This is a genomic window from Paraburkholderia sp. BR14312 (assembly GCF_040948675.1).
GTDB classification, from domain to species: domain Bacteria; phylum Pseudomonadota; class Gammaproteobacteria; order Burkholderiales; family Burkholderiaceae; genus Paraburkholderia; species Paraburkholderia nodosa_A.
This window is the reverse complement of record NZ_JBFPKI010000011.1, coordinates 312959-325298: the sequence shown is the minus strand read 5'-3', so window position 1 is coordinate 325298 and position 12340 is coordinate 312959. Positions and strand designations below refer to the sequence as shown.

6 protein-coding genes are annotated in these 12340 nt (G+C 68.3%); 3 read left to right on the top strand and 3 right to left on the bottom strand.

Going from position 1 to position 12340, the window contains the following annotated elements:
- Nucleotides 1–35: 35 nt before the first annotated feature.
- Genes AB3X98_RS29495 through AB3X98_RS29485 form a run of 3 tightly spaced genes read left to right on the top strand, consistent with a single transcriptional unit; the run spans nt 36 to nt 2774 of the window.
- Nucleotides 36–245 carry a DUF1656 domain-containing protein gene (locus tag AB3X98_RS29495; protein ID WP_342947141.1) on the top strand — a complete coding sequence of 70 codons (210 nt, stop codon included), beginning with the start codon at nt 36–38 and terminating at the stop codon, nt 243–245.
- 7 nt (nt 246–252) lie between these two features.
- A complete protein-coding gene (locus AB3X98_RS29490) occupies nt 253–1233 on the top strand; it encodes an HlyD family secretion protein (RefSeq protein ID WP_342947189.1) in 981 nt (326 codons plus the stop codon).
- Nucleotides 1230–2774 (top strand): efflux transporter outer membrane subunit, encoded by a 1545-nt coding sequence (locus AB3X98_RS29485; protein ID WP_368610360.1) that lies wholly within the window; start codon nt 1230–1232, stop codon nt 2772–2774. Before AB3X98_RS29490 ends, AB3X98_RS29485 begins: the two co-directional genes overlap by 4 nt.
- Nucleotides 2775–2787: 13 nt before the next feature.
- On the opposite strand, the gene pbpC is transcribed toward AB3X98_RS29485, so the two are convergent.
- The 3 genes from pbpC to AB3X98_RS29470 form a co-directional block, all read right to left on the bottom strand.
- Nucleotides 2788–5007: a penicillin-binding protein 1C gene (pbpC, locus tag AB3X98_RS29480; protein ID WP_368603506.1), complete on the bottom strand. Its 2220-nt coding sequence runs from the start codon at nt 5005–5007 to the stop codon at nt 2788–2790.
- Between the two features lie 53 nt (nt 5008–5060).
- The gene (locus tag AB3X98_RS29475; RefSeq protein ID WP_368610359.1) at nt 5061–11123 is read right to left on the bottom strand and encodes an alpha-2-macroglobulin; all 6063 of its coding nucleotides are present in this window, start codon (nt 11121–11123) and stop codon (nt 5061–5063) included.
- Nucleotides 11124–11459: 336 nt separating this feature from the next.
- Complete coding sequence (locus tag AB3X98_RS29470; protein ID WP_368603486.1) at nt 11460–12248, bottom strand: SDR family NAD(P)-dependent oxidoreductase; 789 nt, start codon at nt 12246–12248, stop codon at nt 11460–11462.
- Nucleotides 12249–12340 lie beyond the last annotated feature (92 nt).

Here is a 12340-nt window from a genome sequence, read left to right as displayed (position 1 = left end):
GCGCGTCCCTCTCATCCTTTTTCGAAACTCGCATCATGATCGGCGAAATCGATATCTTTGGCGTGTTCGTGCCCGCCGTGCTCGTGCTGATGCTGATCGCGTACCTCGTCAATGTCGTGATCGGCAAGGTGCTCACGCGCGTCGGCTTTTACCGCCTCGTGTGGCATCGTTCCATTTTCGATCTCGGCATCTATGTCTTCGTGCTGGCTGCCGTCATCATCGTGTCGCATCGCTTCGTGAATTAACGTGAACGTGAAAAAAACCTGGTTCTCCGCAGGACAGATCCTGCTGACGCTCATCGTCGTCGTGGTCGCCGCCCTCGTGCTGTGGCGCATCGTCAACTACTACATGTTCTCGCCGTGGACGCGCGACGGCCGCGTGCGCGCCGACGTGATCCAGGTCGCGCCCGACGTGGGCGGACTCATCACCCGCGTCGACGTCGTCGACAACCAGCAGGTCAAGCAAGGCCAGGTGCTGTTCGTGATCGACCAGGCGCGCTACTCGCTCGCGCTGCGCCTCGCGCAGGCCGCGCTCGAGCAGCGCAAGGCCACGCTCGCCCAGGCGAAGCGCGAATACGCGCGCAATATCGGGCTCGGCAATCTCGTGGCGGCGGAAACGCTCGAGGAAAGCCGCACGCGCGTCGATCAGGGCGAGGCCGCGGCCGCCGACGCCCAGGTCCAGGTCGACACCGCCAGGCTCAATCTTCAGCGCACGACGATCGTGAGCCCCGTGGACGGCTATTTGAACGACCGCGCGCCGCGGGCTGGCGAATACGTCACGGCAGGCCGCGCGGTGGTCGCCGTCGTGGACATGCATTCGTTCCGCGTGGATGGCTATTTCGAGGAAACGCGCCTGCACGGCATTCAGATCGGCCAACCCGTGGAGATCACGGTGATGGGCGAGACGCGCCCGCTGCGGGGTCATGTGCAGAGCATCGTCGCGGCGATCGAGGACCGCGACCGCCAGGCGGCGCCGAACCTGCTGCCCAACGTGAATCCGGCGTTCAGCTGGGTGCGTCTCGCGCAGCGTATTCCGGTGCGCGTGGCGCTCGACGAAGTGCCCGCCGATTTCCGCATGATCGCGGGGCGAACGGCAACCGTGGCCGTGCGCACGGAAGCGAACAACGACCGCCAGGCCGCCCACGCGAACAACGCAAGCGGCGCCGTCGCTTCGCAGCCCGCCATGAATGCGAGCGCCCCCGCCGCTTCCCAGGCTGCCGGAGCTTCGCAATGACACGCCGTAGTCTCTGGCGCCGCCGCTTGTCGCCCAACGTCTGGCCCAACCTCGCGCTCGCGCCGCTCACGCTCGCGCTGGGCGCGTGCATCACGCTCGGTCCCAACTATCACGTGCCGCAGGAAGCCGCGGTCAATGCGCCGCTCGCGCAAGGGCCGATCGACGGCGCGGACCATGCGCCCGTCTCGCAACTGGGCGTGCCCGCCAACTGGTGGCAGCTTTACGACGACCCCACGCTCAACGAACTCGTGCAGGAGGCGCTGAAGTCGAACACCGACCTGCGCGTGGCGGCGGCGAATCTCGCGCGCTCGCGTGCGGCGGTCGACATCGCCAATGCACAGGGCGGCTTCTCGGGCACCGCGCACGCCACCGCCGAGCGCGCGCAGGTGTCGGGCGAGCAGTACCTCCTGTTCGAAAAGGTGCCTGTCGCGACGCTGGGCGACCTCGGCGTCAACATCTCGTACGAATTCGACCTGTTCGGCAAGCTCCGGCGCGGCGTGGAAGCCGCGCGCGCCGACGACGCAGCCGTGGAAGCCGCGGCCGACCTCGCGCGCATCACCGTGGTCGCCAACGTGGCGCAGGCTTACGTGGAATCGTGCTCGGCCGCCGAGGAACTGGAGATCGCGCAGGAATCGCTCAAGCTGCAGAACGAGCGCGTGGCGCTCACCAAGCGCCTGCGCGACGCGGGTCGCGGCAACCAGCCCGACGTGACGCGCGGGCAGACCCAGGCCAACACGATCGCCGCCGATATCCCGCGCTTCGAGGGACGCCGCCGCGTGGCCCAGTATCAGCTCGCCATGCTGCTCGCGCGCGCCCCCAAGGACCTGCCGCCCGCCGCGCTCGCGTGCAACCGCCTGCCGAGGCTCAAGCAGCCGATTCCCGTCGGCGACGGCGCCGCGCTCCTCAAGCGCCGCCCCGACGTGCGCGAGGCGGAACGCCAGCTCGCGGCATCGACGGCGCGCATCGGTGTGGCGATCGCCGAGATGTACCCCGACGTCACGTTCGGTGCGGGCGTGGGCACAGTCGGCCTGACGAGCGATCTGTTCACCCCTGCGACCAATGCCTGGTCATTCGGACCCCTGATCAGCTGGACCTTCCCGGTCAACGGCCAGCGCGACCGCGTGCGCGCCGCGGAGGCTGCCACGGGCGGCGCGCTCGCGCACTTCGACGGCGTGGTGCTCAACGCGCTGCGCGAAACGCAGTCGAGCCTCGCGACCTACGCCGCCGACGACCAGCGCGCCGATGCACTGCGCACGGCCTATACGTCGGCGCAGCAGTCGGCGGACGAAACGCATCGTCTCTATGCGGCGGGCCGCGAACCCTTCCTCTCCGACCTCGACGCCACGCGCACGCTCACCAGTGTGCACGCACAGGTCGCCGCGGCCGAAGGCGAAGTCGCGCTCGACCAGGTGCGGTTGTTCCTCGCGCTCGGCGGCGGCTGGGAGGGCAATCAGCAAACGCTGCAGCAGCAGGGGGCGCAAGGCACGCAACCGGCTTCAGCAGCACCGGCGGCAACCGCCGCGACTGCGCCCGCGAACTAAGCTCGCCTCTCCCTCAGCGCGCCACGCCGCCTTGCGCGGCGTCGGCGCGCATCGACTTCTGCGGCTTCGCAAGCGCGCCGCGTACCTCGAAGCGCACGGTATCGGTCACCTGTCCGCTCGCATCGACGAGTTCGAGCGTGTGTTTGCCCGGCCAGGGCAGCCACGCGAGGCGCGCGGCGCCACCCAACGCCTTGCCGTCCAGGCGCCAGTTCACGCGCGCGGTCGAGCCCGTCGCACGCTCGAACCAGACGCGCTGACGCTGCGCGGGGATGTCGGGATCGAGCGCGAAAATGGTGCCGTCCACGGGGCTGCCGATTTGCGCGGGCCCACGCGCGAGATCGGCGGCACTCGATGCGAGGCCCACGAGCGGCGTAGACGTCCCCGCGATGAACCACTCGTTGCGGGATGGCTCCACGGCATTGGCGAACTGCACGCGCACGCGCTCGACACCCCGCGGCGCGGCAGGCGCGACACTCGGCACGCGCCGATGCAGATAGCCGACGATGGCGGCCCACACCGGCGCGGCGCCCGTGACGCCCGACACGTCCCACATGGGCGAGCCATCCGCGTTGCCGACCCACACGCCCACCGTATAGCGCGACGTGAAGCCCACGGTCCAATTGTCGCGCATGTCCTTGCTCGTGCCCGTCTTGACCGCGGAAAACATGCGCGTATCCAGCGGACTGTCGAAATCGAAGGTACGCGTGCGCGCATTGTTGTCAGCGAGGACGTCCGTGACGATGAACGCCGACTCGCGGCTGAATACCCGCTTCGACGCGCTATTCGATGCGGCCTGCGCAGACGCGGGCAAATCGGCGATCGGGCTCACGACGCCGCCATTGGCCAGCGCGCGATACGCGTTCGTGAGGGTGACGAGGCTCACGTCGGCGCTGCCCAGCGCGAGACTGAAGCCGTAGTAGTCGCCCGCCTGCGTGAGCGGCAAGCCGAGCGCCGTGAGCGTCTTCGCGAATCGATGCGGCGTCACCATCACGAGCGTGCGCACGGCCGGCACGTTCAGCGACGAGCCGAGCGCGGTGCGCACGCTCACCCAGCCCTTGAAGCCCTTGTCGTAGTTCTGCGGCATATAGAGGCCGCCGCCCGCCGCGAGATCGAGCGGGGCGTCGTCGAGCAGCGAGGCGGTCGTCACGCGGCGCTCGTCGATGGCCTCGGCGTAGAGAAAAGGCTTGAGCGTCGAGCCCGCCTGGCGCAGCGCGAGCGCTGCGTCGACCTCCCGTGCCTTCGACAGGCCGCCTGACGACCCGACCCACGCGAGCACGTCGCCGGTTGCGTTATCGAGCACGACGACCGCGCCGTCCTGCACGTTGCGCGGATGCGCGCGCGCATTGAGTTCGATGAGGGTGCGCGTAAGCGTGTCGCGCGCGTAGCGTTGCAGGTTCGCGTCGAGCGTCGAGCGCACGCGCATGCCGGGCGCGGGATGCACGGCGTTCGCGATCTGGCGCGCGAAGTGTGGCGCAAGCTGGGGCGAGTTTTCGCCGCGCCCGTCGAACGAGGGATCGTCGGTGGCGATGGTCGGGCGCGCGAAGGCGATCTGCACGAAAGCATCGAGATTCGGGCAACCGCTCTCGACGTTCGCTGCGCGCATGTCGCGCAAGATGCGGCACGCTCGCGTGGCGACCCTCGTATAAGGCGCATTGGGCGCGCGGATCAGCGCGGCGGCGACGGCCGATTCGCGTTCGTCGAGCCCCGACGGCGCCTTGCCGAACAGCGTTTGCGAAAGCGCGGCAAGCCCCACGGTCTCGCCGCGAAACGGCACGAGGTTCAAATACGCCTCGAGAATCTGGTCCTTGCGCCAGGTGCGTTCGAGCCGCAGCGCGTCCACGGCTTGCACGGCCTTTTGCGCGAGCGAGCGCTGGCCCGAGTGCTTCGGGTCGTCGTCGAGCAGTCCCGTGAGCTGCATCGTGACCGTAGATGCCCCACGCGTGCGGGTACTCCACAGGTTCGCCCAGGCGGCGGCAGTCGCGCCGCGCCAGTCCACGCCGCTGTGCTCATAGAATCGTTTGTCCTCCGAAACGACAATCGCCTCGCGCAGCGCCGGCGACACGTCGGCGAGCGCGACCCAGTCGCCGCGCCTCGCGGCGTGTTCCACCCGCGTGCGCTGCAACGGCGTGCCGTCGCGCGCCAGCAGAACCCAGTCGGAGCTTTCCCACTGGCCGCGCACATCATCGAAAGTCGGCAGTGCAAGCGCGGGCAGCGGCACGAGCACGAAGCACAGCGCGGCGGCGCCGAGTGCGCACGCCGCGCGATGCCGTAGCGCGAATGGCCCGCTCACGGCGCCGCCTTCACGACCACCGGCGCATTTGGCGCGACGCCGAACGTGGCCGGCGCGTAGAGCGCCTCCACGCGCGTGGGCGGCAACCCGAAGGTGCCGACGTTGTTCAGCCGCACCGTGTACTCCACCGACACCTTGCCCTTGGGCAGAAACTCGTAGTACGCACGATAACCGTCGAAGCCGCGCTCGATGAACGCGGGCCACGGACCGTTCTCGTCCTGCTTCTCGCCCTGCGTCGCCACGGCCGAATCGCGCCCGAGCCCGGAGCCGAGGATCGTCGCGCCCGCGGGGATAGGGTCGTTCACGACGACCCACGTCATGTCGGTTTGTGCGTCGATGTCGAGGCGCACGCGTACGACGTCGCCGCGCGTGTACACGCCCTTCACCGTGGCGTCCACCGGCGTGATGGTCTTCGTGATGCGATAGCCTGCCGCGAACGGCGCACGCAACGCGACCGCCGCGAGGCTTTCCACCGTGGCCCATGGCTTGCCGCTTCCTTCCTGCGTCAACGTGAGGGGCACGGCCGCGTTCTGCTCTGGCCATGCGAGCAGCGTGCTGCGCGCGGGCGCGTTGCGCGTCGCCGCCGTGGCCCCGCTGGCGCCCGATGCCGCTTGCGCCGCCTCTTGCGCCGCCGATTGCGCCGCCGATTGAGCCGCCGCGTTCCAGTCGACGATGCGCGACGTATCGCCGAGCTGGATCTTCGTCGCGCCCGTCACCGGGTCGTGCTCGAACACGCGCGAGAAGCGCTCGACCGCGAGCGAGCCATAGGCGTTCGCCGTCGTCGTGCTCCATGCGCCGTTGCGTTGCAGCGCGAGCAGGCCCGCCACGAGCCGCGGCATTTCCTCCTTCCACGCGGGGTTGCCGACAAAGGCGAGCGCGAGGCGCGCCGCGTTGACCTCCGTGCCCGTCATCAGCCACCACAAATCGTCTTCGGCGGCCGTGGAGAAGGTCAGCTGCGTGCCCTGCCACGTGAGCCGCGCGCGCAGGATCTGCTCGAGCTGCGCCAGTTTCTCCGCGCGGTCCGGCACGTCGCGCATGCGCGCGAGACTTTCCGCATAGTCGATCACCGCCGAAGTGGGCCACTGGTTCGGCGCAATCTCGATCGAGCCGAACTGGCGCGCGTTCGCCGCGCCGTAGCGCGACAGCGCATCGATGGCGGCGAGCTTGCGCAGATCCAGATCGCGGCGCGGCGCCCACGAATTGCGCTCGATGCGGCCTTCCACGAAGCGCGTGAGGCCCTCCACCATCTTGCTGCGCAAGGCGTCGGGAAGCGCGAAGCGCGGGTCGAGCTTCGACGCCTCGTCGCTTATCGTGAGCAGATACGCGGTGAGCGCGGTGCTGCCGCGGCTCGCGCTGTCGTCGGCGGGCGGGAAGTAGTTCGCGAGGCCGTCACGGTCCAGATACACCGGCAGGCGCACAAGCTCCGCCTGCCAGCGCGCGGGGTCGCGCAAGCCGATCGCTATCGACGTCTGCTGCTCGAGGCAGGAATACGGATAGCGCGTGAACCAGCGGCGCACGCCGGGCAGGCCGTCCGCGAGCTTCGGCTGCAGCGACACCGCAATGCCGCCACGCACCGCGCCTGCACGCGTCATGCTCGCGTTGGCCGGCGGCGCAACCGGAATCGACAGCGTACCGTCCACCTGCGCGAGCGTGGCCTGCTGCACCGTCACGGGTATCGCCGCGCTCACCTGCTGGGCGAGCTTCACCGCATCCGCCGCATGCGCGCCGCCCTGCTCCGCCGCACTCACGTTCCACACGAGCGCGGGCCGCTCCGCCTCGGCGAGATCGTCGGGAACCGCAACCGTCCACGCAATCTCACGCGACGAATTGGGCGCGAGCTCCACGGTCTGCGCGGCCAGCGCGAGCGGCGGTACGTTCGGCGCGACCAGCACTTTCATCGCGCGCGCGGTCGTATTGCGCAGCGTGAACTGCGCGCGGAAGGTGTCGCCCTCGCGCACCTGTGGCGGCAGGCCCGAGATCAGCTGCAGGTCCTGCGTGCTCTCGATGGTCGCGCTGCCCGTGCCGAAACGCGCCACCCCGCTCGCCGCAATCGCGACGATGCGAAAACGCGTGATCGAGTCGTTCAGCGGCACACTCACTTGCGCCTCGCCCTTCGCATCGAGCGTAACGCGCGGGTTCCAGTAGAGCAGCGTGTCGAAGAGTTCGCGCGTCGCGCCATGCCCGCCGCCGCCGCCCGCCGGCACCGCCTTGCGCCCGAAGTGCCGCCGTCCGACGATCTCCATTTGCGCCGTCGCCGTCTCCACGCCGTAGGCGCGTTGCTGCAGCATGGCGTCGAGCAGATCCCAGCTGCGGTTGGGCATGAGTTCGAGCAGCGCTTCGTCCACGGCTGCCACGGCGATCTGCGTGCCCGCCGGCACCGGCTGGCCGCCCGGAAGCTGCACGCGCAACTGGACGTGGGACGTCGCGCGTACCGCGTAGCGTTTCGCGTCGGGCGTCACGCTCACCGCGAGGCGGTGCGCCGCGTCGCCCACGCGGATTTGCGCGAGCCCGTAGCGGAAAGCCGGCTTCGAAAGATCGACGAGCGGCGTGGGCGCCTCGTACTGGCGCCCTTCGTACCAGAACGCACGGGCCCATTCGAGCGGCGCTTTCCACCCCCAGGTGAAGAACGAATACCATGGCACTTCGTGAATACGCCCGCGCAGCGCGAGCACCGAAACGTAGACGTTGGGCCCCCACGTGTCGCTCACCTTCAGTTCGACGGTCGGATCGCGCCCGTCGAGTTGCACCACGTGCGTTTCGATGATGCCCTCGCGTTCCACGGCCACGAGCGCCGTCGCAAAGCGGAATGGCATGCGCACCTGGAACCGCGCGGTCTCGCCGGGTTCGTAGCTCGTCTTTTCGGGCAACACGTCGATGCGGTCCGTGTTCTCGCTGCCGAACCAGAGCTCGTCCTCGCGCGTGACCCATAACGAGGTCGTGGCCGTCGAGGCATGGCCGTCGCCGTCGCGCGCCGTGGCCACGAGCTGGATATTGCCCGCTTCCTTGAGCTTCGCGTCGCACGTGAGCAAGCCGTGATCGTCGCTCGTGCCGCTGCACAGCGTGCCGAGATCGCGTGTTTCCGTGTGGTTGTCGTAGGCGTAGAAGCCGCCCACCATGCGCTTGCGCGAAGTCGTCGTGATCTTCGCCACACCGCGCACCTCGAGCTTCACGCCCGCCTGCGGCTTGCCCTGCAGATCGAGCGCGAGTGCGGTGACCGGCACGGTCCTGCCCACGGAGACCCAATGCCCCGACTTGATGCCCGCCGCCACGGCAGCGGGCCAGAGCGTGGCCGCGCCGCTGATGGTCTGCACTTCGCCGTTCGGGTCCGCGAAGGTCGCTTCGAGCGCGAGGCGCTTGGGCGCGTCCACGGCCGGCAGGTTCTTCAGCACGAGCGTGCCCGCACCGTTGCGGTCGAGCGTGAGCGGCTCCTTGTCGGCCACGAGCTTCGCGACCTCGTTGTCCTCGCGCGGGCCGCTGTCCTCGTCTTCTGACGTGTTATCGGCCGGGCTCCGGCTCACATACGGTGCGAAACTGAAATCGCTGTACGTGCTGGCGAACGAGGACGTGGTGTCCTTCACGAGCGCCGAAACCTGCACAGGCAGATTCGAAGCCGCGCCGCCCGACACATAATCGATCTGCACCGCCACGCTCGCCTGCGTAGCGGCGACGAGCGGCGACGTCTTCTCGTTCTGCACGGCGATCGTGCCCTTGAGCACCGGCAAGCGGAAGGCTTCCACGCGGAAGCTGCCGCTGTCGTAGCTCATATGCATGGCGTCCGCGCTGTTGTCGGCTTCGTCGTTGCCGTCGCCTGCCGTGCTCGCGTTCGCGTCCCCGTCGTCGAGCGAGACGTCATATTCGCCGAGCTTCGCTTCGGGCGGCAACACGAAGGTCGAGTCCGCCGTATGGTCGGCGGCCCACTTCAGTGGCAGATGCCATGTCTGCCCGCTGCCGGCATGACGTATCGTCACGCGTGTGGGGTACTGCTGCGGGAGCGCGAAACCATGCATCGTCTGCGCGCGGATGTAGTGTTTCATCGACACCGTCTCTCCCGCGCGCAGCAGCGTGCGGTCAAACACGGTATGCGCGCGCACCGTGGGCTGCACGCTCGTGTCGGTCGGCACGTTGAAGCGCCACGACTCGATGCCGCGATTCCAGTCCGATTGCACGAAGGCCATGTCGGGGCCCGTTTTCGGGTCGTCGATGCGCGCCGAAACGAACAGTCCGCTAAAGCTGTTTTCGCCGCAGTCGCGACGATTCGAGAGCGGTCCGTCTATCGTCAGGAGGCCATGGGAATCCGTCTTTCCCGTGGCGAGCATCTCGCCGTTGCAATCCGATACGTGTACCTCGGCGCCGGCTACCGGTTCGCCCTTGTCGAGCGACGTGACCCACACCACGCTATTCTCGCGGCCTTGCTTGAAGTGCACACCCAGGTTGGTGACGAGCACGGTCGTGCGCACGTACATGGGCGCCGGCTTGCCGAGCAAGGAGGCGCCGAGCGAAGGCGAAGCGAGTTCGATCACGTAGAAGCCCGGCTTCGGTACGGGAATGCCCACCACTTCGAACGGCCGCAACGCCTTGGGATCGGCTTTGGGCAGCGTGAGCGTCTCTACGCCTGGCTGGCCATCGAGCAGTGAGAGCGAGCGCACGTCGATGATGCGCTCCTTCGCGTCGTCGTCACCCTCGCCCGTCGTGCGCGGAATCACCACGGGCGACTTCGCGCGCGCGAGCAGCCCCGGCATCTGCTTGTCGATCGACGTCTCGCTCATGCCGAAATTGTCGAACTGGTCGACGAGGCGCATCCAGCGACGCATGTCGGTATCGGACTGCACCGCGAGCTTCGCGAACTTCGCCTCGCCCGCGTTGAGCCCCTGCACGTGCAGGTCGGCTTCGACGTTGCGCAGCGTGACCGGCACCAGCGGCGGCGTGCCGGGCTCCGCGTAGCGCTCGATGATGCCGAAGGTCGAGGACGGGAATTTCGCGAGCGGCGGCATTGGCGCGGTCGCCGTATGCAGCGGGAAAAGATCGGCGTTCGCGAGCGCACGGCCGCTTACGTCCTTGAGCCCGGCGGGTGCGGTGATCGTAAGCGTCGCGCGCTCGGGCAAAGGCGCGGAGAACGAGATCGAGCCGACCTCGTTGTTCTTGTCATCGGGGCGGAAAGCCGGCGCGACTTCCCCCTTCGGCCCTTGCAGACGGAACTGCTGCGCGTCGGCGCGCGCAATCGGCGCGCTCAGGTCGATGCGCAGAGGCCGCAGCGGCGTGCATGGCGCCTTCGCATTCTCGCGCTCGCAACTCATGCTCGCGGTGAACGGCTCGCGCACCGTGAAATCGAAGCGGCGCTCGACGTCGTTGGGCGTGCCGTTCGGTCCGAGCACGCCCTTGCCGTACACGAGCTGCATCTTCGCGCTGGAGGGCAGCGTTTGCTGGCACGTGAGCGTGAGCACGCTCGCGCTGTCCTTTTCGAGCCGGAAATGCTTGAGCAGCGCCGCGCGCGTGGACGCATCGACAGGCTGCACCGGAATGCGGTTGCCGAGTCCGCCCGACTCGCACCACACGTGTTCGCGCACGGAAGCCGGCGTGGCGGGGCCATTGAGCTTCAGCACGAATGCCTGGTTTTCCTCTATTTCGCCGCCATAGGGACGCACGCTCAGCGGGAAGGGGCCGCCCGTGGAGAACGTGAAGCGGCGCACGCCCGTCACGACGTTGCCCGCCTGCGATTTGAGCGCGTCGACTAGCGTGACGCTGCATTGCACGTCGGGCGGCAGATCGGCCGCGAAATCATAAGCCCACGTTTTCCCGTCGATCCACCGACCCTGGCCCGCGCTGGCCGCCGCATTGCTGCATTGCAGGCGCGCGGGGTCCTTTGCATCGGGCGCGCCGAACGCCACCATGGCCTCATCGAACTTCACCACCACCTGGCGCACCTGCGCCACCGTGCCCTGCGGCGATACGCTCACCGCGCGCGCCGCGTAGGCGCGCCACGCCCACGCCATGCATAAGCCCAGCACCAGGGCAAGCGCCAACGTCCACCACCCGCCAGTTGTTCGTGTTATTCGTTGCATCGACCGGTCCTCGTTTGCGCGCGCGCCGCGTGGCCATTGCCGGGCGGCGTGCGGTGAATGGTACAGGGCGCCGCGCGCCGGCGCGCCGGGAATGGCCGGCCACGCGCTCACGCGGGAGCCTCGCGCGCAGCATTGCGCGAATCGGGCACTCGCGATATCGGAAACCGCTGATTTTGCGAACGGGTTAAGGCGAAGCGAGGACTGCGGGGAAGAGGCTGGCCGGGCTTGCGGACGCGAGCCGGTGAGAGTGGGAGCGAAGGTGCGCTGTGACGACGGCCGCGCCTCGCGGCTCGCCATGCAACGCGGGCGGCCGCTGGCCGCCCGCAATACATCGGACTACATGGCTTCGCGATACCGCGCCGCCGGCTGCGACTGCCCGAAGTTCGCGAACATTGCGGATCGCGCCGCTTCGTAGTCATCCCACTGCTGCGCGTCGGGCAGAGGCGGGATCGTCACCGTCTCGCGCCGGTCGAAGCCCACGAGCGCCGCGTCGACGAGGTCGTCCACTTCCATCACGGCCGGCAGCGCATTCACGTCCTTGCCGGAGCGCTCCCAGATTTCGGTGCGCGTGGCACCCGGCACGACGGCTTGCACGTACACGCCCTTGCCGTCGAGTTCCAGATTCAACGACTGCGAGAAATACAGCACGAACGCCTTCGTTGCGCCGTACACGCTCGAGCGAAACTCGGGTGCGAGGCCAATGACGGAGCCGACATTCACGATCGCCCCCTTGCCTTCGCGCGCGAAACGCGGCGCGACTGCCGCGGCGAGGCGCGCAACCGCCGTGACGTTCAGACCAATGAGGCCGGCCACGGCGTCCGGGCCCTGCTCGACGAACGTGCCCGGCAGGCTCGCACCCGCGTTATTGATGAGCACACCGATGCGTGCGTCATCGGCAAGCCGCGCCTCTAACAGCGCAAGATCCGCGTGCGAGGCCAGATCGGCGCGAACGACATCCACGTTCACACCATCGCGCTCGCGCAGGCGCGCAGCGAGGTCTTCCATGCGGGCGCGATCGCGCGCCACCAGCACGAGGTCATGACCGCGCTTTGCGAAACGGTCGGCGTAGACGGCGCCGATACCCGTGGACGCGCCAGTGATCAAGACAGCAGGTTTAGCAGACATCGAAACTTCTCCTTGGGAATTCGGTTTTCATGATGAGCATCATGTAAACCGAATCATGATGACCATCATATATAATGTCAAGCATCGAATGA